A 19,701-nucleotide genomic window follows, 5' to 3' on the forward strand; every position below is an offset into this window, starting at 1 on the left:
TTTCGCCTTTGTTTGATCGTTATGAAGGTGGCGAATTAGCCGTTTTAGTGCACGTTTTCTTTTCGCAAGAAAAGGATATTGATGACTTGCAAGAGTTTGAATCTTTGGTGACATCTGCCGGTGTAAAACCAGTTCAAATTATTACAGGGAGCCGTAGAGCGCCTCACTCCAAATATTATGTGGGAGAAGGTAAAGCGGAAGAAATCGCAGAAGCAGTAAAAGCGAGTGGTGCAGATGTGGTGCTATTTAATCACGCACTCTCACCGGCACAAGAACGAAATCTGGAAAGACTTTGTGAATGTCGTGTAGTTGATCGCACGGGAGTTATCCTCGATATTTTTGCTCAACGAGCAAGAACTCACGAAGGAAAGCTACAGGTAGAACTCGCTCAGTTACGTCATTTATCAACCCGTTTAGTTCGAGGGTGGACACACTTAGAACGACAAAAAGGGGGGATTGGATTACGTGGCCCTGGCGAAACACAGCTTGAAACGGACCGACGTTTGCTCAGAGGCAAAATTAGTCAAATTCTAATGCGTCTAGGCAAAGTTGAACGTCAGCGTGAACAAGGACGACAAGCGCGAAGTAAAGCTGATATTCCAACGTTATCTCTGGTGGGTTACACCAATGCGGGTAAGTCGAGTTTATTCAATCGTATAACCTGTGCAGATGTGTATGCTGCTGATCAGTTGTTTGCGACACTGGATCCTACCTTAAGACGAATTCAGGTCGATGATGTTGGTACCGTGGTGTTAGCTGATACGGTTGGTTTTATCCGACATCTACCTCATGATCTGGTGGCGGCATTTAAGGCAACGCTACAAGAAACACGTGAAGCGACATTGCTTCTTCATGTTATTGATGCCGCTGATAGCCGTTTTGAAGAGAACATTCATGCAGTTGAAAATGTATTAGAAGAGATTGATGCTCACGAGATACCGACACTGTATGTGATGAATAAAATTGATCTTCTTGAGGACTTCACCCCAAGAATTGATCGAAATGAAGATAATTTACCTGTTAGGGTTTGGGTTTCTGCACAAACAGGTGAAGGTATTCCTCTGTTATATCAGGCGTTGACAGAGCGCCTTTCAGGTGAGATCGCACACGTTGAATTGCGTTTACCGCCAGAAGAAGCAGGGCGATTACGTAGCCGTTTTTATCAATTACAGGCTATTGAGCGTGAATGGATTGAAAAAGACGGTAAAGTTGGGCTAATCACCCGAATGCCTATGGTAGACTGGCATCGACTTTGCAAGCAGGAGCCTACTTTATTGGATTACGTGGTCTGATAATTGGCCATACTAAAGAACATTAACTGAGAGCTGGCGATGAAATCGGCTCTTAAGCCTGATAAATCTAATCATAATAATGGAGCTAGAACATGGCGTGGAATCAGCCCGGTAACAACGGACAAGACCGCGACCCGTGGGGGAACCGAAACGGCGGTAATAATAACGGCGACGGGAACTCTAACGGTAATCAAGGAGGTCGGGATCGTAAAGCATCAGATCTCGATGATTTGTTCCGGAAACTGAGTGCAAAACTTGGCGGTTTCGGTGGTAAAAAAGGAGGAAACTCCTCTTCTGGGCAAAATGGCGGACCTCGTGGTAATGCTGGAAACGTATTAGTTTCTCTTGCATTAGGTGCTGTGGTTGTCGTTTGGGCTGCCAGTGGTTTTTATACCATTAAAGAAGCCGAACAAGGTGTTGTGACTCGTTTCGGTAAATTTTACCAAATCGTCGAGCCTGGTTTAAACTGGAAACCGACTTTCATTGATGAAGTTCAGCCTGTCAACGTAAAAACCATCCGTGATTTAACTACGGGTGGCATGATGTTGACATCAGATGAAAACATGGTTCAAGTTGAGATAAACGTTCAATATGTTGTCTCAGATCCAGAAGCATTTCTCTTTAATGTCACAACGCCAATGAATAGCCTAGGACAAGCGACAGACAGTGCCGTCCGTGGTGTCATTGGTCGTTCAGAAATGGAAAAGATCCTGACATCGAACCGCTCAGAAATTCGTGATCAAACCCGTCAAGAATTAGAAGAGACGATCCGCCCTTATAAAATGGGGATCTCCATTGTGGACGTCAACTTCCAAGTTGCTCGCCCACCAGAAGCGGTCAAAGCGGCATTCGATGACGTAATTGCGGCACGAGAAGAAGAGCAGAAAACCATTCGTCAGGCTGAGGCTTATAAAAACGAAGTGTTACCATTAGCGAAAGGTAACGCACAACGTATGATTGAAGAAGCAACCGCTTATAAAACGAGTGTGGTGATGAAAGCAGAAGGTGAGGTGGCGAGTTTCGCCAAAATCTTACCTGAATATCGCGCAGCACCGGAAATTACTCGTGAGCGTCTGTATATTGAAACAATGGAAAAAGTGTTGTCGAAAACACGTAAAGTCATTGCCAATGACAAAGGTAACAGTATGTTGGTTCTGCCTTTAGAGCAAATGTTACGCCAGCAACCAAAAGCGCCAACGTCAGTTAATAGTGTCACAGAGGCACCTGCGCGTATTTCAACCCCTACGCCAAGTACCAACACAACACCTACTCAGAAACCAGCAACAACTTATGGTAACGGTGGATATGGTAGCAATAATAGTGGTGGTTATGGTCAGCCTTATGGCTCTAATCAAGGAGGACAATAATCATGCGTAAAGTTATCGCTGTTGTTGCAGTTATTATTTTAGCGTTGTTGTACTCCTCAGTATTTGTCGTGCAACAATATGAACGCGGTATTATTTTACGTTTCTCGAAAGTGGTACGTGATGGTGAAAATAAACCGGTCGTTTATGAACCGGGTATTCACTTTAAAATTCCATTTATTGAGAATGTGAAAAAACTGGATGCGCGTATCCAAACGATGAATATCCAGCAAGATCGCTTCTTATCAGGTGAGAACAAAGACTTGTTAGTTGACTCTTATCTGAAATGGCGTATCAGTGATTTTAGTACTTACTACCTAGCTACTGGTGGTGGTAATACGATGCAAGCAGAAACCTTATTGCGTCGTAAATTTAGTGACCGTTTACGCTCTGAAATTGGTCGTATGAGTGTAAACCAAATTATCACTGATTCACGTGGTCGTTTAACCATTGATGTACGTAATGCGTTGAATGAAGGTACACCTTCTCGCGATAAAAGTGATGCAGATGATGCTATTGCTATTGCTGCGAAGAAAGTGGCCGAAGAGACCAAAGGTAAAGCTCCTGCTATCAATATGAACAGTATGGCGGCATTAGGTATTGAAGTGATTGATGTTCGTATCAAACAAATCAACTTACCAATGGAAGTTTCTGAAGCCATTTATCAACGTATGCGTGCAGAGCGTGAAGCGGTTGCTCGTCGTCACCGTTCACAAGGTCAAGAAGAAGCGGTGAAAATCCGTGCTGCGGCAGATAAAACAGTGACAGAAACCTTAGCTGAATCGGAGCGTGAATCGTTACGTATTCGAGGTGAAGGGGATGCGCAAGCAACTAAACTATTTGCTGATGCATTCAGTCAAGATCCTGACTTCTATGCGTTTATCCGTAGCTTACGTGCTTATGAGAATAGCTTTAATAAAGACGGTAATGACGTCATGGTGTTAAGTCCAGATAGCGATTTCTTACGCTATATGAAAGCACCAACTAAAGCGAGAGCGATTGAAGAGTAATCGTCATCGTTCAAGAAAATAAATAATCATCCCCTAAGATAAAACTTAGGGGATTTTTTTAGCTTTTAATCAAGCAGATAGAATTAAAACAAATAAAGAAAATCGTTTTTTATTATTGAATGAAACGAAAAATCGCTCGCAACCATTTCCAAATTGCCTTTAGCTGAGATAGTATAAAGTGAAAATTGCATTTCAAGATAAACCTTCGGCAATCCCGAGGCGTCTTCTTAGCCATTTTCACTTTTATGTCACTCTGCTTCCTGTTTTTGCGATCAAAACTGTTGATAAAAATCACAAATATCTTGTGATGTGGTTTTTTCGGGCAAAAATATTGACAATGGCAAGATAATCTATTGCTTAAAAGCGGGGATGGCATAATTAGATAAAATCTACTGTAACTCTTGAATTGAGATGGTAGAATCCTTTTTTAAGCAACCGAGTGTATTTTGAAATGAGTAATAACGTTGTCGTATTAGGCACCCAATGGGGTGACGAAGGCAAAGGCAAGATCGTCGACTTGCTGACAGAACGCGCTAAGTATGTTGTTCGTTACCAAGGCGGACATAACGCAGGTCACACCCTAGTCATTGACGGTGAAAAAACCGTTCTCCACTTAATCCCATCAGGCATTCTTCGTGAAAATGTTGTCAGCATCATCGCAAACGGTGTCGTATTATCGCCAGAAGCACTGATGAAAGAAATGACACAGCTCGAAGAGCGTGGTATTCCTGTTCGTTCACGTCTACTGCTGTCAGAAGCTTGCCCATTAATTCTGCCTTATCACATTGCATTAGATAACGCCCGTGAAAAGGCGCGTGGTGAGAAAGCGATTGGTACTACGGGTCGTGGTATTGGTCCTGCTTATGAAGATAAAGTCGCACGCCGTGGTTTACGTGTTGGTGATCTATTTGATAAAAAAGCATTCGCTCAGAAGCTTAAAGAGATCATCGAATACCATAATTTCCAACTGGTTAATTATTACAAAGTTGAGCCTGTTGATTACCAAAAAACCTTAGACGATATCATGGCGATCGCTGATATCTTAACTGGGATGGTTGTTGACGTTTCTGACTTACTTTACAAAGCAACACAAAAAGGTGAGTTAGTGATGTTTGAAGGGGCGCAAGGTACTCTATTAGATATCGATCACGGTACTTATCCGTATGTCACCTCTTCAAATACCACCGCAGGTGGTGTTGCAACAGGTTCCGGCTTAGGTCCTCGTTATGTTGGTTATGTATTAGGTATCATTAAAGCCTATTCTACCCGTGTTGGTGCAGGTCCATTCCCTACAGAATTATTTGACGAAACCGGCGATTTCCTGCGTGAAAAAGGCCAAGAGTTCGGTGCAACAACAGGTCGTAGTCGCCGTACTGGTTGGTTAGATATTATTGCTATCCGCCGTGCTGTTCAAATCAACTCATTGTCAGGCTTCTGCATGACCAAACTTGATGTCTTAGATGGTCTGAAAGAAGTTAAAGTGTGTGTAGGTTATCGCTTACCAAATGGCGAAGTGATTGAAACTACACCATTAGCAGCAGATGATTGGGAAGGTATTGAGCCTATTTATGAATCTATGCCTGGCTGGAACGAAAGCACTTTCGGCGTAAAAGATAAAGCACAGTTACCACAAGCCGCGTTAAATTATATTAAACGCGTTGAAGAGTTAACTGGTGTGCCTGTTGATATCGTTTCTACAGGTCCAGATCGTTCAGAAACGATTATTCTCCGTCATCCATTTGATGCATAATTTATTGTATTAATTGGTTTGATGTGAAAATCGTCCCTGAAAATGACAGGGGCGATTTTTTCGTATCTGTAACAAAGCCGAACTGAGTCACTATGTTGATTAGCAATAAAACGAGAAACAGTTTCCCGCTCGGTTGCGTTTTTGTTTTAGGGCTATGGTCAGAAGTGAAATAAGATAACGTTATTTTGTTGTCAACTAAGAGAAGCGATCTGTTGAAAAGCGACAGGATCGCTTTTTCTTTGCCTGTGATATCGCTATTATTTTAATGGTTGTGGTGAGTAAGCCTAAAAGCGCGGACTTTTGAGTATATCTTTGCTAAATGTCCAAAAATTAAACATAATATTGCTTAATAAAATGATATTCTCATTACTCATTATTTATCCTTTAACTTCTTTAACTGGGAGTTTTACTTTTCAGAGGTCATTGTGCAATTAACCAGTTTTACAGATTATGGATTGCGGGCGTTGATATATATGGCTTCATTGCCAGAAGGCAAAATGACGAGCATCACCGAAGTGACGCAGGTCTATGGTGTGTCACGTAATCATATGGTTAAGATTATTAATCAGCTAAGTCATATGGGATTTGTCGAAGCGATACGTGGAAAAAATGGTGGTATACGCTTAGGTAAACCTGCCGCTGATATTATTGTCGGCGAGGTCGTTCGTGCTTTAGAGCCGCTTTCACTGGTTAACTGTAGTGCTGAGTTTTGTCATATCACCCCAGCTTGTCGATTAAAACTTGTATTAAATCAAGCGATAGAACAGTTTTTGAAAGAGCTAGACCGTCATACACTGGCTGAATTGGTAGAAAACAACAGCCCCTTATATAAATTGTTATTAGAAGATGTTTGAGTCGACAATTTCATCATTCTGATAGCTTGGAGGTCATAATGTCCAAAGATCCTTTTCAGGATAGAGAAGCCGAAAAATACGCCTCTCCAATTGCTAGTCGTGAATTTATTTTAGAAGAAATGAAGAAACGCCCGGCCCCGATGAGCCGTGAAGATATCGCGCAGGCATTGAAAATTTCAGGTGAAGAAAATCTGGAAGCATTACGTCGTCGTTTACGGGCTATGGAACGAGATGGTCAGTTAGTTTTTACTCGACGTCAGTGTTATGCCTTACCTGAACGCCTCGATCTTTGGAAAGGTAAAGTTATCGGTCACCGTGACGGCTATGGTTTTTTACGTGCGGAAGGCCAAAAGGATGATCTCTATCTTTCACAAGATGAAATGAAAAAAACCATGCATGGTGATGTGATTTTAGCGCAACCCCTAGGCATGGATAGAAAAGGGCGTCGAGAAGGTCGCGTCGTTCGTGTTCTTGAACCCAGAAACAGCCAAATTGTTGGGCGCTATTTTATTGAGTCAGGTATGGGATTTGTGGTACCTGACGATAGCCGTTTAAGTTTTGATATTCTTATCCCTAAAGAAGATATCATGGGCGCACGTATGGGGAATGTGGTGGTGGTTGAAGTTACCACAAGACCAACACGGCGTACTCAAGCGGTAGGACGCATTGTTGAAATTTTAGGTGAAACTATGGGGACGGGAATTGCGGTAGAAATTGCACTACGCACCCATGAAATTCCTCATACTTGGCCACCTAAAGTAGAAAAAGAAATCGCTGATTTAAAAGAGGATGTGCCAGAGTCAGCGAAACAAGGTCGCGTTGATTTGCGTGATCTCCCTTTAATTACCATTGATGGTGAAGATGCGCGAGACTTTGATGATGCCGTTTATTGCCAGCGTAAAAAAGGCGGGGGCTGGCGTTTATGGGTGGCAATTGCAGATGTGAGCTATTATGTACGCCCTCAAACTGCATTAGACACAGAAGCGCGTAGCCGAGGCAATTCGGTCTATTTTCCTTCTCAAGTTGTCCCTATGCTGCCAGAAGTACTGTCGAATGGATTATGTTCATTAAATCCACAAGTCGACCGTTTATGTATGGTTTGTGAAATGACCGTTTCTGAGCAGGGGCGCCTTTCATCTTATAAATTCTATGAAGCCGTAATGAGCTCTCATGCGCGAATGACTTACACCAAAGTATGGAAAATCATTCAAGGTGATGAAGAGTTACGTGAGCACTACCAACCGATCGTAAAAGATATTGAGCACCTTTATGAGCTATACCAAGCCCTCGATAAGGCCCGTGAACAGCGTGGTGCCATTGGTTTTGAATCGGAAGAAGCGAAATTTATTTTCAATGCAGAACGTCGTATCGATCGTATCGAACCGGTTGTACGTAATGATGCACATAAATTAATTGAAGAGTGCATGATTTTAGCCAATATTGCGGCGGCGCGTTTTGTTGAGAAAAATGAAGAGCCTGCGTTATATCGTGTGCATGATAAACCCAAAGAAGAGAGCGTAATGAATTTACGTTCGGTATTTAATGAACTGGGTTTAACGTTACCGGGAGGATTAACACCGGAGCCAGGCGATTATGCGCGGGTCATGAAAGAAGTCGAAGAGCGTCCAGATCACGAAATGCTACAAACCATGGTATTGCGCTCCATGAAACAGGCAATTTACGATCCTGAAAATCGAGGTCACTTTGGTTTAGCATTAAAATCTTATGCTCACTTCACTTCACCCATCCGTCGTTATCCTGACTTAGCATTACATCGTGCTATTAAATACCAGATAGCGAAACAGCAAGGCCATGGCTCACAACGCTGGACCCCAACGGGTGGCTATCATAGTGATATGGATACCATGCTTCAGTTAGGGGAACACTGCTCTTTAACTGAACGTCGGGCGGATGAAGCAACCCGTGATGTGGCTGATTGGCTGAAATGTGATTTTATGCTTGATCAAATAGGTCAGCAATTTACCGGTATTATTACCAGTGTCACTGGTTTCGGTTTCTTTGTGCGCTTAAACGATCTATTTATTGATGGTCTTGTTCATGTATCCACATTAAATAATGATTACTATCAATTTGATAATGTTGGACAACGTTTAATTGGTGAGTCATCAGGTCAGGTATATCGTCTGGGTGATGAAGTTGAAGTGAAAGTTGAAGCGGTCAGTATGGATGAACGTACTATTGACTTCTCATTGATTTCAACAACACGTAAAGCACGTAACCCCGGGAAAACAGCACGTGTTCGTGCGTTAAAAGGGGGAAAAGACAAGAAAAATGCGAGCAGTAGTAAGTCTCGTCGTCGTGATGCCAGCAAAGACAAAAACTTTGAACCTGATAGTGCCTTTAGGAACGGTAAATCAAGTAAAGAAAAACAGAGCAAAGATAAAGTCATTAAAGAGAAAATTGCGAAGGACAAGGCGAGTACTAAACGTAAAAAAGCCTCTGCACAAACCAAAAAGATAGAGGCGAAATTAAAAGCCAAACGTGCGGCGAAACGCACTAAAGCGTAGTTATACAACGAAGTCATTCACTGTTTGACTCCTATTAAAAAGGCGGATTTTCCGCCTTTTATCTGTTATTGTGCCTTTTATTTTTTAACGAGTAACAACCGCTATGAGCGAAGATATTATTTATGGTATTCACGCAGTAAAAGCACTGCTTGAGCGTGATCCGACACGTTTTAAAGAAGTTTATGTGTTAAAAGGACGCGAAGATCGTCGTTTAATGCCGGTGATCCATGCGCTGGAAGAACAAGGGATTTTAGTTCAAGTTGCTAATCGCCAATGGTTAGATAATCAAACTGAAGGTGCGGTTCACCAAGGGATAATTGCTAAGGTAAAACCTAGTCGTCAGTACCAAGAACAAGATTTACCGGACTTATTAGCTGAAGTAGGTACACCTTTTCTATTAGTGTTAGATGGTGTGACTGATCCACACAACTTAGGGGCATGCTTACGTAGTGCTGATGCGGCTGGTGTTCACGCAGTCATTGTACCAAAAGATCGCTCAGCTCAATTAAATGCCACGGCGAAAAAAGTCGCTTGCGGTGCTGCAGAAAGCGTACCTTTGATCCGTGTAACCAATCTGGCACGTACTTTACGCTTACTACAAGAAGAGAACATCTGGATTGTTGGCACCGCGGGGGAAGCGGATCATACATTATATCAAAGCAAACTCACAGGGCCTTTAGCTTTGGTTATGGGGGCTGAAGGTGAAGGAATGCGCCGTTTAACCCGCGAACATTGTGATGAGTTAATCAGTATTCCTATGGCAGGCTCAGTCTCTTCATTAAATGTCTCCGTGGCAACCGGAGTTTGTTTATTTGAAGCAATGCGTCAGCGTATTTCTGTAAAATAACACTGCGCGTATTTTATTCTCTTCCTCCCTTGAGTTTTATTGCGTGGGGGGGTATAGTTACGCGTCAATTTTTTCAGTCACACTTAAACAAGTTCCTTGCCTCCATGGGTGGTGACTGACCCTGACAGGAGGCTGATAAATCCGTAAGGAGCAATATCAAATGCGTCATTACGAAATCGTTTTTATGGTTCACCCAGACCAGAGCGAACAAGTTCCTGGTATGATCGAACGTTATAAAACCGCTATCACTAATGCTAATGGTCAGATCCACCGTCTCGAAGACTGGGGTCGTCGTCAACTGGCTTATCCAATCAACAAACTGCACAAAGCACACTACGTTCTGATGAACGTTGAAGCTCCGCAAGAAGTGATTGATGAACTGGAAACTACTTTCCGCTTCAATGATGCCGTGCTCCGCAACATGATCATGCGTACTAAACACGCAGTGACTGAAGCTTCACCAATGGTTAAAGCAAAAGACGAACGTCGTCGCGATGTTGCTGAAGATCTTGATGAAGAAGAAGTTGATGATGTAGCAGAGGATTCTGAAGAGTAATTAGTGTTGTGACGGCTAATCGATTAGTGCTAACAGGCACTGTGTGCAAAGCATTGATACGAAAAGTTAGCCCTGCTGGGATCCCGCATTGCCAATTTGTGATTGAACATCGTTCAACACAAGAAGAAGCGGGATTAAAAAGACAATCATGGTGCAGAATGCCCATTATTGCCAGTGGGAAAGCGTTACAAACTGATACTCACAGTATAACGGTCGGTAGCAAAGTTACCGTTTCAGGATTCATTAGTAGCCATCAGGCGAGAAATGGATTGTTTAAACTGGTATTGCATGCCGAACAGATTGAATTGATAGATTCTGGAGACTAGCCATATGGCACGTTATTTCCGTCGTCGTAAGTTCTGCCGTTTCACAGCGGAAGGCGTACAAGAGATTGATTATAAAGACATCGCTACGCTGAAAAACTATATCACTGAAAGTGGTAAAATTGTACCAAGCCGTATCACCGGTACTCGTGCAAAATACCAGCGTCAGCTGGCTCGTGCTATCAAGCGCGCGCGCTACCTGTCTTTATTACCTTATACTGATCGTCATCAGTAATAGGTATTATATAGTCCATTAATGACTTGTAGAGGATAAGGTAATGCAAATTATTCTGCTTGATAAAGTAGCGAATCTGGGTAGCCTGGGTGATCAGGTTAACGTAAAATCGGGCTATGCTCGTAACTATTTAATCCCACAGGGTAAAGCTGTTTCTGCGACTAAGAAAAACATCGAGTTTTTCGAAGCGCGTCGTGCTGAGTTAGAAGCTAAATTAGCTGAAACTTTAGCGGCAGCTGAAGCTCGTGCAGCGAAAATCACTGCACTGGGATCTGTCACTATCAGCTCTAAAGCGGGTGACGAAGGTAAACTGTTTGGTTCAATCGGTACACGTGACATCGCTGATGCAGTAACTGCAGCTGGCGTTGAAATTTGTAAGAGCGAAGTTCGCCTGCCAAACGGCGTTCTGCGTACAACTGGTGACCACGAAGTTCACTTCCAAGTTCACAGTGACGTATTCGCTGAACTGAATGTAATCATCGTTGCTGAATAATCATTAGATTAAATAGTTATGTTGATAGAAAAACGCCAGCTTAGCTGGCGTTTTTTATATAGGTTATTTGCTCTATTTCTCCACACCGCTTGTTGACACTATGGCGTACGATAATAACTACCATCACTTAGCCGTGTGAAGGTAATAACAGTACCGGTATTGTCAGTCACTTCAAGCATACTCACTTCACCTTGTGAACCTCGTTGTAAACGAATGGTTTGTCCGGCGCGTAACTGGCTTAACGGCTTTTGTGGGCCTTCTGATTTCGCCATAGTAAACGCATCATTGACAAGCAACTGATTATCTCTAAATAGTTGTGCAAGGGTTTGCCCCTCTTTAATGGTATAAGTTTGCCAATTTTCAGTCGCGGTTGACGGTGTTTGAGGCGTTGTGTTTACTGGCGTATTGTCATTGGTATTATTGGCTTCACCTTCTTCTGGTAAGTCTTCTGTCTCTTGCTCAGCATTTAGACTATCTTGTGCTGGTGGTAGTGTATTAGGGACATTTTGTGTTTCATTTGAGACAGAAGGTGCTACAGGCACAGGAAGATCTTGTGTCGAAGATGAGGGTTGAGGTGGGGTGGTATTTTCACTTGTTGGCCAGAAAAAAACGACTAACAAAATAATGGCAATAACAACGATTGCTCGACGATGTAAGCCTGGGAATTTGCCCATATTCACCTCATGATTGAACTGTGAATCACTATCACTAATTGTAACCTCTTTTTTATTTCTTGTTGCCATACTAGCACGAACCATGATCCTTACCTGCTCCCTGAATTCTTTTCAGAATTATCTCTTTAATTTGATTACGTCCTTGAAGGTGTTACCAAAAGCACCCGATGCTTAATCGTCTATAGTTGTGGGATTAAGCGAGACAGAAGAATACTGAGTGTTATCTATTCAACGGCATTATGTGGCGAATGTTTAGCATTTATTTGTTTAATAGACTTACTCTGCTTAATCAAATGTTCTATGTTGCCTCACCCCTTGCAACATGTAGAGATGCCACTATCACTAATAGGTATATAAAAAAAATGATCAAAAAAACTAGCCATTAAAATAAAAAGGCGCTACATTATCGCAACTCAATATTGTTATATTATAACATTACATAAAGAAGGCGAGTATGAAAGAAAATATTCATCCACAATATCGTACTGTCATTTTCCATGACACTAGCGTAGATGCTTATTTTAAAGTGGGATCAACCATTCAAACTGATAAAACTATTGAGTATGAGGGGCAACGCTATCCTTATGTCACTTTAGATGTCTCTTCTCAGTCTCATCCATTTTATACCGGTAAACAAAAAACACATTCTCAAGAAGGTAATGTGGCACGCTTTAATAAGCGTTTTGGCCGATTTGTTAATTAGGGAAGAAAAAATGCAAGTATTAAGTTCATTAAAGAGTGCGAAGCTGCGCCACCCTGATTGTAAAGTGGTACGCCGTCGTGGACGTCTGTATGTAATTTGCAAATCAAATCCACGTTTTAAAGCCGTTCAGGGGTAACCTATGCAAAAACCAATCCTTTCTTGTCTTTTGATTATGGGTTTTTTAGGTAGTGCTATGTCTGTTTTGGCACATGGACATCATCATGAAAAAGTACGCACACAAGCACAAATAGATGCTGCGAATGGGATTTTTGAGGACAAGGACGTTCTCAATCGCTCATTAAGCGATTGGGATGGCGTATGGCAATCTGTTGAACCCTATCTGCGTAGTGGCGAATTAGATATCGTTTTGCAAAAGAAAGCGGAGACGAAGCAAGATAAAACAGTAGAACAATATCGAGCTTACTATACACAAGGCTATAAAACCGATGTTGATATGATTGGTATTGAGAATAATATCGTAGAGTTTCATCGTGGTGATAAAGTCGATAGCTGTGAATATCACTATGATGGTTATCGTATTCTACATTATCAATCGGGTAAAAAAGGTGTTCGCTATCTGTTTAGATGTGACGATGCCAACAGCCAAGCTCCACGGTTTATTCAGTTTAGCGATCATATTATTGCACCAGAAAAAGCACAGCATTTTCATCTATATATGGGAAATAGTTCACAAGATGAATTACTTAAAGAGCTAACTAATTGGCCAACCTATTACCCTTATTCAATGAAAGGGGAAGATATTGTTCATGAAATGCTTTATCACTAATTAAAGTGAAGAAATAACCTATTGGGCTGACATCAATACCCTTGATATTTATCGAGGGTATTGTTTATCCAAAGCACCGTAAAACCCCGTCCTTCAGGTCGGGGATATAAGGCGTGGTTTTTTAACTAACTCGGTGTTTCCTGTTGCTCAATGTACTGGCGGATAATGGATATTGGTGCGCCACCACAACTCCCCGCGAAATAACTCGGCGACCAAAGAACCCCCTTGTAGTAATCACGTTGTGCAATATCAGGACGATCACGTCGAAGTAATCGACTCGATACCCCTTTAAGGCTGTTAACCAGATTAGATATCGCCAGTTTTGGCGGGTAATTAATCAGTAAATGAACGTGATCCCGTTCCCCATCCATTTCAACCAGTTCAACATCAAAATCAGCACAAACACTGGCAAAGTAGCCTCGCAATTTTTCAATTGCATCCTGATCAAATATTTTTCGCCGGTATTTTGTGACAAAGACCAAATGGACGTGCATCAGGAATAAACAATGTCTGCCACGGCGAATATTAGTTTCATTTTTCATAGACCAAAGTATAATAGATAATATGAAACGTCTACAAGCCTTTAAATTCCAGTTAAGACCTAATGGTCAGCAAGAGCGTGAGATGAGACGCTTTGCAGGGGCTTGTCGTTTTGTTTTCAATCGGGCATTAGCACGTCAGAATGAAAACCACGAAGCAGGGAATAAATACATTCCCTATACAAAAATGGCTTCATGGCTCATTGAGTGGAAATCTGACACAGAGACACAATGGTTGAAGGAAGCCCCATCACAACCCTTACAACAGTCACTTAAAGATTTGGAACGGGCTTACAAGAATTTTTTCCAGCAGCGTACCGCTTTTCCTCGATTCAAGAAACGCGGTAAAAATGACGCTTTTCGCTACCCGCAGGGCGTGAAGCTCGATCAATCCAATAGTCGTATATCATTGCCAAAGTTGGGATGGATGCGCTACCGCAACAGTCGTGAAGTCGTCGGAGAAGTGAGAAACGTCACGGTCAGTCAGTCATGCGGTAAATGGTACGTCAGCATTCAGACTGAGCATGAAGCGACAGAACCACAACATGAATCAACCTCAATAGTCGGGCTTGATGCAGGCGTTACAAAACTTGCCACGCTTTCAGACGGTACGGTATATCCGCCCGTCAGCAGTTTTAAAGTCAACCAGCGAAAGCTGGCAAGGCTTCAACGGAAATTAAGCCGTAAAATCAAATTCAGTGCCAACTGGCAAAAACAAAAGCGCAAAATTCAACGTCTGCATTCTCATATTGCCAATATAAGGAAAGACTACCTTCACAAAGTCACCAGCGAAATCAGCAAAAACCACGCAATGATTGTCATTGAGGACTTAAAGGTCAGTAACATGTCTAAATCGGCAAAAGGTACGACAGAACGGCCTGGACGGAACGTAAAAGCTAAATCTGGTTTAAACCGCTCAATACTGGAGCAGGGCTGGTATGAAATGCGCCGTCAGCTTGAGTACAAGCAGCTCTGGCGAGGTGGTCAGGTACTGGCAATACCCCCTGCCTACACCAGTCAGAAGTGCGCTTGCTGTGGTCATACAGCAAAGGAAAACCGCCAGTCACAAAGTCAATTCGAGTGCCTTGAATGTGGATATACAGCGAATGCTGATATCAACGGGGCACGTAACATTTTAGCGGCAGGACATGCCGTGCTAGCCTGTGGAGGGAGGGTGCAGTCAGACCGCCCGTCGAAGCAGGAACCCGCCGAGGTGATTCAGACATCAGTCTGAACGCAGTAGGGATCCACGTCCTTTAGGGCGTGGAGGATGTCAATTAATAAGAGATAATGGTTGCAAAAAGCAATCGCGTCCTTGCGATGACTTTTACTGTTAATCAGTGGCCTCGTTTACAGGCCTTGGCAGAGGTATTTCATTTCCATATAGTCCTCAATACCATGCTCAGAGCCTTCACGACCTAAGCCAGACTGCTTTATACCACCGAAAGGAGCCACTTCATTGGAAATTAGACCTGTGTTAATACCGACCATGCCATATTCTAGATTTTCAGCCACACGCCAAATACGTTGTGGATCTTCACTGTAGAAATAAGCGGCTAAGCCATAGATGGTATTATTGGCTAGATGTACTACTTCTTCTTCATTGTCAAAAATGACTAAAGGTGCCACGGGGCCAAAGATCTCTTCTTCAAGAATATGACTATCAGCAGGCACATTACCGACCACGGTAGGCTGAAAGAAATTTTCACCTGCTTTATCTCTTTCACCACCACATAGCAGTGTCGCACCGCGTTGTAAGGTATCAGCAAGGAGTGATTGTGATTTTTCTACCGCCTTATGATTAATAAGAGGCCCAATAGTCACGCCTTCGGTAAAGCCATTACCGACTTTTAGTTTTTTAACCTCTGCAACAAAGCGTTCACTAAATTGTTGATATACATCTTTATGGATATAAAAACGATTTGCACACACGCAAGTCTGTCCGGCGTTACGGAATTTCGCCCCCATAGCACCTGCAACCGCTTTCTCAATATCGGCGTCATTAAAGACAATAAATGGCGCATTTCCCCCTAGCTCCAGTGAGACTTTTTTCACACTGTCAGCACATTGGCGCATTAATAAACGGCCAACCCCTGTAGAGCCAGTAAAACTCAATTTACGCACGCGGTTGTCTGATGTGAACACTTCACCGATTTTAACTGCATCACCGGTGACAATATTAATAACACCGGCAGGTATTCCTGCTTGCGCGGCTAATTCAGCTAATGCAAGGGCTGTATAGGGGGTTTCGTTGGCAGGTTTTATCACCATAGTACACCCCGCGGCTAATGCTGGGGCTGCTTTACGGGTGATCATGGCAGCAGGGAAGTTCCAAGGTGTGATAGCCGCACAAACACCAATCCCTTGTTTGATCACCATTAGACGCTTATCTGATGAAGGGGAGGGGATAATTTCACCGTTGGTTCTTTTACCTTGCTCAGCAAACCACTCAATAAATGAGGCTGCGTAGGTGATTTCGCCTTCCGCTTCGGCCACGGGTTTACCTTGTTCAAACGTCATCAGTTCTGCAAGTTGACGCTTGTTATCCTGTATCAGTTGGAACCAGCGTTGCAGTAAAGTGCTTCTTTGATGTGCGGTTAACGCACGCCATGTCGGTAATGCTTTGGCGGCTGCATCAACAGCCGCTTTGGCTTCTTCTGTTGCCATATTTGGCACAGTACCAATGGGCTGATTTGTTGCAGGATCAATCACTTCAACCGTGTCTTTGCTTTTTGCATCACACCAAATACCGTCAATATATCCTTGTTCACGGAAATAGGGATTGTCAGTTATTTTCACTTCGTACCTCTCTGAACATATATATTGATATTGAGCGCTGGGTTAACAGAGCTACCTTGTCTTTAATTATATGCTTGTGTGAGGGGCTTGTGAAAAAAAGTCTGAAAAATATCGTCAAGAAAGGTCAAAATCCATGACAAATAGCGCAAATTGATGGCGTTTTCGACGAATAATCGCGATTAGCCAAGACGGGAGGTTTACGCTCTAGCTTACCACTGTTATTCTTGGCACTAACTTTCATAAAAACAGGTATTTTTTCATGTCAAAACCATCATTTGATTCTATTGAATCGCAGGCAAGTTACGGTATTGGTCTGCAAGTCGGCCAACAACTGACTGAATCAGGTCTTCAAGGATTAGAGCCAGCAGCACTGCTTGCCGGCTTGACTGACGCGTTAGAAGGCAATACTCCTTCTGTACCTGTTGAAACGTTACACAATGCTTTACGTACTATGCATGAGCGTGCTGAAGCTGTTCGTCAAGAGCGTCAAGCGGCACTGGCAGAAGCCGGCAAAGTATTCTTAGCAGAAAATGTAAAAAAAGAAGGCGTGCAGGTTACTGAATCTGGTTTACAGTACAAAGTACTGAAAGCAGGAGATGGCGCTATTCCAGCTCGTACTGATCATGTTCGTGTGCATTATACTGGTCGTTTAATCGATGGTACGGTATTTGATAGCTCAGTACAGCGTGGTCAGCCTGCAGAATTCCCTGTTAATGGGGTGATTGCAGGATGGATTGAAGCATTAACTTTGATGCCAGTAGGTTCTAAATGGGAATTATATATTCCTTACCAATTAGCTTATGGTGAACGTGGTGCGGGGGCGGCTATTCCTCCTTTTGCAACATTAGTTTTCGAAGTAGAACTATTAGAAATTTTATAATTTCTTCTTCTGCAAAAAATAACACTATAGCCGGTTTTTTCCGGCTATTTTTGTCTCTATACTAGAGTAAAGAGAGTGCAAGATAATTGATTTTTATAAGAGTGAGTACCATTCTTATAAAAATAAGTGAGGTGCATTATGTTAGAACAAGTCAGCGAATTAGCCCGCCAAGCGGGTCAGGCGATAATGCAAATTTATCAACAATCAGCGCCAATTGAAGTACAGGAAAAGAGTGACCATTCACCGGTTACTGCAGCAGATTTAGCCGCCCATCAAATTATTAAGCAAGGACTTGCCAGTATTGCGCCAGATATTCCTCAATTATCTGAAGAAGATCCTCCTGCGTGGGAAGAACGTCGCCATTGGCAACGTTATTGGCTGATTGATCCCCTCGATGGTACCAAAGAGTTTATCAATAAAAATGGTGAGTTTACGGTTAATATTGCGTTGATTGAACAGGGTGTGCCGGTATTAGGCGTTGTGTATGCACCAGTACAAAATATTCTCTACTCAGCAGCCAATAAACAGGCATGGAAAGAAACCTGTGGTCAGCGTTTACCAATAAAAGTCAGCCGTGCTGAACCCCCCGTGATTGTTATTAGTCGTTCTCATCAAGATGATGAATTAAAAGAATATTTATCGCAATTGGGTGAGCACCAAACAGTGGCTGTTGGATCTTCATTAAAATTTTGTCTAGTGGCGGAAGGAAAAGCTCAGCTTTATCCTCGTTTTGGACCTACTCATACATGGGATACTGCAGCAGGACACGCCATTGCGATAGCCGCAGGGGCACATGTTACCGATTGGAAAGGGGTGACACTTGATTATTCACCGAGAGAATCACTGATAAATCCTGGTTTTAGAGTTTCTATTTTCTAATGATAACGAGAGCAGAGCCCTTAAGTTTAAAGGGCTCCGATACAGATAATTTAAATACTATTCTTTAATTAAGTCATTGATAAGGTTAATGGCGGAAGTTATTTCTGCACCACTTAATACACCTTCTTTGACAAAACGAACTTTTCCTTGTTTATCCAGCACAATAATTGCTGAACTCTCTTTTTCTAGTCCCCAACCTTTTTGCGCTACACCATCAGCATCAACAATAAATTGTGACCAAGGAAACTCTTTTTTACTGTCTTCAACACTACCGCGAACAAAAGGCCCAGTACCAAAGATAGCATCATCAGTATTGATGATAGTGGTTGTCTGATAACTATTTTGTGGAAATTTGGCTTGTTTGATGGCTTCAATCAGTGGCGCATTCATCTCTTTAGCCTTACTGCGTCCAGCGATATGTTGAATTGTGCGTACTTTGCCACTAAGTAGTCCGCTATTCCAATTTTGATAGCTAAATTTATCTTTGGCACCATCATAAAGAAGCTCCCCTTTGTCACTCACAGAGATCGCCGGTAGGAGAGTTTCTTCAGTAATATTATGGGCAAATACCCATGTAGATGTGCTAAGCAAAAGTGCAGCCAAGGTTATTTTGTGCATCGTTATTGTCCTATTATTAAATTCGACTTTATCGGCTATTTAAGCATAGAGGCTAAAAAAGAATAATACCTCATTGTTGATACATTTTTTTAACATATAGGGTGTAAGATAAAGTATTCACAGTCTCGACTTATCTTCTTTACTGTCAATAAGTGTAAAAATAGATAAGAAATTTAAATAAATGGAACCTAGTACTTATAATTAGGTCTTTAAATTTGGTATATAAAGATCGGTCTTTATGACTGATTAAATTCACAACTGAGCATGGGAGACTAACTGAAAGATGAAGATCTTCAATCGCTATAACCCAGAAAAAATTGCTCTCTACGTTAAGACGTTATTTCGTGGACGGTTTTATATCAAAGGAATGGGCGCATTTGAGTTCGATTACGGTAAAATTTTATTGCCGAAAATAAAAGATAAGCTGCATTTTAATGTGATGAGTGAAGTTAACCAGCAGGTGGTTTTACTCAAAGCTGAAATGGGCTAACTTTTATCTGATAGATAACTGAGTCTATATCTTGTGCTTTTACGATAAGACTCAGTTATTAATTTCAGTTTGTTACCAGT

General features: G+C 42.2%; 22 protein-coding genes. 18 read left to right on the plus strand and 4 right to left on the minus strand.

Translation table 11 applies throughout. The features are described from left to right. The first annotated feature begins 8 nt into the window (after positions 1-8). The 11 genes from hflX (at position 9) to rplI (ending at position 11,252) form a co-directional block, all read left to right on the plus strand. Positions 9-1,292 (plus strand): ribosome rescue GTPase HflX, encoded by a 1,284-nt coding sequence (hflX, locus tag PMI_RS16755; RefSeq protein WP_004246290.1) that lies wholly within the window; start codon positions 9-11, stop codon positions 1,290-1,292. Positions 1,293-1,384: 92 nt separating this feature from the next. Continuing rightward, entirely contained in the window at positions 1,385-2,659 is a 1,275-nt protein-coding gene (gene hflK / locus PMI_RS16760) for an FtsH protease activity modulator HflK (RefSeq protein WP_012368717.1), read from the plus strand. A gap of 2 nt (positions 2,660-2,661) precedes the next feature. Further along, a complete protein-coding gene (gene hflC / locus PMI_RS16765; protein WP_004246288.1) occupies positions 2,662-3,666 on the plus strand; it encodes a protease modulator HflC in 1,005 nt (334 codons plus the stop codon). A gap of 451 nt (positions 3,667-4,117) precedes the next feature. Beyond that, positions 4,118-5,416, plus strand: coding sequence for an adenylosuccinate synthase (locus tag PMI_RS16770; RefSeq protein WP_004249629.1), 1,299 nt, complete (start codon positions 4,118-4,120; stop codon positions 5,414-5,416). Between the two features lie 425 nt (positions 5,417-5,841). Continuing rightward, the gene (nsrR, locus tag PMI_RS16775) at positions 5,842-6,270 is read left to right on the plus strand and encodes a nitric oxide-sensing transcriptional repressor NsrR (RefSeq protein ID WP_004249627.1); all 429 of its coding nucleotides are present in this window, start codon (positions 5,842-5,844) and stop codon (positions 6,268-6,270) included. 38 nt (positions 6,271-6,308) lie between these two features. Beyond that, complete coding sequence (gene rnr / locus PMI_RS16780) at positions 6,309-8,798, plus strand: ribonuclease R (RefSeq protein ID WP_012368719.1); 2,490 nt, start codon at positions 6,309-6,311, stop codon at positions 8,796-8,798. A 115-nt stretch (positions 8,799-8,913) separates the two neighbouring features. Further along, entirely contained in the window at positions 8,914-9,645 is a 732-nt protein-coding gene (rlmB, locus tag PMI_RS16785; RefSeq protein ID WP_170827695.1) for a 23S rRNA (guanosine(2251)-2'-O)-methyltransferase RlmB, read from the plus strand. Between the two features lie 160 nt (positions 9,646-9,805). Continuing rightward, entirely contained in the window at positions 9,806-10,201 is a 396-nt protein-coding gene (gene rpsF, locus PMI_RS16790; RefSeq protein ID WP_004246283.1) for a 30S ribosomal protein S6, read from the plus strand. 8 nt (positions 10,202-10,209) lie between these two features. Then, on the plus strand, positions 10,210-10,527 hold the full coding sequence (gene priB / locus PMI_RS16795; RefSeq protein ID WP_004246282.1) for a primosomal replication protein N: 318 nt from the start codon (positions 10,210-10,212) through the stop codon (positions 10,525-10,527). Between the two features lie 4 nt (positions 10,528-10,531). After that, positions 10,532-10,759: a 30S ribosomal protein S18 gene (gene rpsR / locus PMI_RS16800; protein WP_000135199.1), complete on the plus strand. Its 228-nt coding sequence runs from the start codon at positions 10,532-10,534 to the stop codon at positions 10,757-10,759. A gap of 43 nt (positions 10,760-10,802) precedes the next feature. Then, entirely contained in the window at positions 10,803-11,252 is a 450-nt protein-coding gene (gene rplI / locus PMI_RS16805) for a 50S ribosomal protein L9 (RefSeq protein ID WP_004246281.1), read from the plus strand. Between the two features lie 98 nt (positions 11,253-11,350). Here the strand turns inward: rplI and PMI_RS16810 are convergent, their stop codons facing one another. Continuing rightward, the gene (locus tag PMI_RS16810; RefSeq protein WP_004249623.1) at positions 11,351-12,010 is read right to left on the minus strand and encodes an OapA family protein; all 660 of its coding nucleotides are present in this window, start codon (positions 12,008-12,010) and stop codon (positions 11,351-11,353) included. Positions 12,011-12,380: 370 nt separating this feature from the next. Between PMI_RS16810 and PMI_RS16815 the strand changes: the two genes are divergently transcribed. Genes PMI_RS16815 through zinT form a run of 3 tightly spaced genes read left to right on the plus strand, consistent with a single transcriptional unit; the run spans position 12,381 to position 13,416 of the window. Further along, the gene (locus PMI_RS16815) at positions 12,381-12,629 is read left to right on the plus strand and encodes a type B 50S ribosomal protein L31 (RefSeq protein ID WP_004246279.1); all 249 of its coding nucleotides are present in this window, start codon (positions 12,381-12,383) and stop codon (positions 12,627-12,629) included. Positions 12,630-12,639: 10 nt separating this feature from the next. Next, positions 12,640-12,765 (plus strand): type B 50S ribosomal protein L36, encoded by a 126-nt coding sequence (gene ykgO / locus PMI_RS16820; protein ID WP_004246277.1) that lies wholly within the window; start codon positions 12,640-12,642, stop codon positions 12,763-12,765. Between the two features lie 3 nt (positions 12,766-12,768). Continuing rightward, the gene (zinT, locus tag PMI_RS16825) at positions 12,769-13,416 is read left to right on the plus strand and encodes a metal-binding protein ZinT (RefSeq protein ID WP_004246276.1); all 648 of its coding nucleotides are present in this window, start codon (positions 12,769-12,771) and stop codon (positions 13,414-13,416) included. Positions 13,417-13,541: 125 nt separating this feature from the next. Here the strand turns inward: zinT and tnpA are convergent, their stop codons facing one another. Then, the gene (gene tnpA, locus PMI_RS16830; RefSeq protein ID WP_012368720.1) at positions 13,542-13,958 is read right to left on the minus strand and encodes an IS200/IS605 family transposase; all 417 of its coding nucleotides are present in this window, start codon (positions 13,956-13,958) and stop codon (positions 13,542-13,544) included. 22 nt (positions 13,959-13,980) lie between these two features. Here tnpA and PMI_RS16835 point away from each other — a divergent pair, with 22 nt between their 5' ends. Beyond that, a complete protein-coding gene (locus PMI_RS16835; protein WP_012368721.1) occupies positions 13,981-15,189 on the plus strand; it encodes an RNA-guided endonuclease InsQ/TnpB family protein in 1,209 nt (402 codons plus the stop codon). Between the two features lie 116 nt (positions 15,190-15,305). Here the strand turns inward: PMI_RS16835 and PMI_RS16840 are convergent, their stop codons facing one another. Further along, positions 15,306-16,754 (minus strand): NAD-dependent succinate-semialdehyde dehydrogenase, encoded by a 1,449-nt coding sequence (locus PMI_RS16840; RefSeq protein WP_004249619.1) that lies wholly within the window; start codon positions 16,752-16,754, stop codon positions 15,306-15,308. 259 nt (positions 16,755-17,013) lie between these two features. On the opposite strand from PMI_RS16840, the gene bamJ reads away from it, so the two are divergent. Next, positions 17,014-17,634, plus strand: a complete 621-nt coding sequence (gene bamJ, locus PMI_RS16845) for a BamJ family beta-barrel-assembly machinery protein (protein ID WP_004246273.1) — start codon at positions 17,014-17,016, stop codon at positions 17,632-17,634. Between the two features lie 138 nt (positions 17,635-17,772). Next, complete coding sequence (cysQ, locus tag PMI_RS16850) at positions 17,773-18,513, plus strand: 3'(2'),5'-bisphosphate nucleotidase CysQ (protein WP_004246272.1); 741 nt, start codon at positions 17,773-17,775, stop codon at positions 18,511-18,513. Positions 18,514-18,570: 57 nt separating this feature from the next. Here the strand turns inward: cysQ and PMI_RS16855 are convergent, their stop codons facing one another. Further along, positions 18,571-19,131: a YtfJ family protein gene (locus PMI_RS16855; RefSeq protein WP_004246271.1), complete on the minus strand. Its 561-nt coding sequence runs from the start codon at positions 19,129-19,131 to the stop codon at positions 18,571-18,573. A 283-nt stretch (positions 19,132-19,414) separates the two neighbouring features. On the opposite strand from PMI_RS16855, the gene PMI_RS16860 reads away from it, so the two are divergent. Continuing rightward, on the plus strand, positions 19,415-19,621 hold the full coding sequence (locus PMI_RS16860; protein ID WP_004246270.1) for a DUF1107 domain-containing protein: 207 nt from the start codon (positions 19,415-19,417) through the stop codon (positions 19,619-19,621). Positions 19,622-19,701: the final 80 nt, after the last annotated feature.

Origin of the sequence: Proteus mirabilis HI4320, assembly GCF_000069965.1 — a bacterium.
Classification (GTDB): Bacteria; Pseudomonadota; Gammaproteobacteria; order Enterobacterales; family Enterobacteriaceae; genus Proteus; species Proteus mirabilis.

What these genes read in the sequence shown, in the direction of transcription:
- hflK (WP_012368717.1), top strand. Translation starts at nt 1,385, where the DNA reads ATGGCGTGGAATCAGCCCGGTAACAACGGACAAGACCGCGACCCGTGG.
- hflC (WP_004246288.1), top strand. Translation starts at nt 2,662, where the DNA reads ATGCGTAAAGTTATCGCTGTTGTTGCAGTTATTATTTTAGCGTTGTTG.
- PMI_RS16770 (WP_004249629.1), top strand. Translation starts at nt 4,118, where the DNA reads ATGAGTAATAACGTTGTCGTATTAGGCACCCAATGGGGTGACGAAGGC.
- rnr (WP_012368719.1), top strand. Translation starts at nt 6,309, where the DNA reads ATGTCCAAAGATCCTTTTCAGGATAGAGAAGCCGAAAAATACGCCTCT.
- rpsF (WP_004246283.1), top strand. Translation starts at nt 9,806, where the DNA reads ATGCGTCATTACGAAATCGTTTTTATGGTTCACCCAGACCAGAGCGAA.
- rpsR (WP_000135199.1), top strand. Translation starts at nt 10,532, where the DNA reads ATGGCACGTTATTTCCGTCGTCGTAAGTTCTGCCGTTTCACAGCGGAA.
- rplI (WP_004246281.1), top strand. Translation starts at nt 10,803, where the DNA reads ATGCAAATTATTCTGCTTGATAAAGTAGCGAATCTGGGTAGCCTGGGT.
- PMI_RS16810 (WP_004249623.1), bottom strand. Translation starts at nt 12,010, where the DNA reads ATGGTTCGTGCTAGTATGGCAACAAGAAATAAAAAAGAGGTTACAATT.
- PMI_RS16815 (WP_004246279.1), top strand. Translation starts at nt 12,381, where the DNA reads ATGAAAGAAAATATTCATCCACAATATCGTACTGTCATTTTCCATGAC.
- ykgO (WP_004246277.1), top strand. Translation starts at nt 12,640, where the DNA reads ATGCAAGTATTAAGTTCATTAAAGAGTGCGAAGCTGCGCCACCCTGAT.
- zinT (WP_004246276.1), top strand. Translation starts at nt 12,769, where the DNA reads ATGCAAAAACCAATCCTTTCTTGTCTTTTGATTATGGGTTTTTTAGGT.
- tnpA (WP_012368720.1), bottom strand. Translation starts at nt 13,958, where the DNA reads ATGAAAAATGAAACTAATATTCGCCGTGGCAGACATTGTTTATTCCTG.
- PMI_RS16835 (WP_012368721.1), top strand. Translation starts at nt 13,981, where the DNA reads ATGAAACGTCTACAAGCCTTTAAATTCCAGTTAAGACCTAATGGTCAG.
- bamJ (WP_004246273.1), top strand. Translation starts at nt 17,014, where the DNA reads ATGTCAAAACCATCATTTGATTCTATTGAATCGCAGGCAAGTTACGGT.
- cysQ (WP_004246272.1), top strand. Translation starts at nt 17,773, where the DNA reads ATGTTAGAACAAGTCAGCGAATTAGCCCGCCAAGCGGGTCAGGCGATA.
- PMI_RS16855 (WP_004246271.1), bottom strand. Translation starts at nt 19,131, where the DNA reads ATGCACAAAATAACCTTGGCTGCACTTTTGCTTAGCACATCTACATGG.
- PMI_RS16860 (WP_004246270.1), top strand. Translation starts at nt 19,415, where the DNA reads ATGAAGATCTTCAATCGCTATAACCCAGAAAAAATTGCTCTCTACGTT.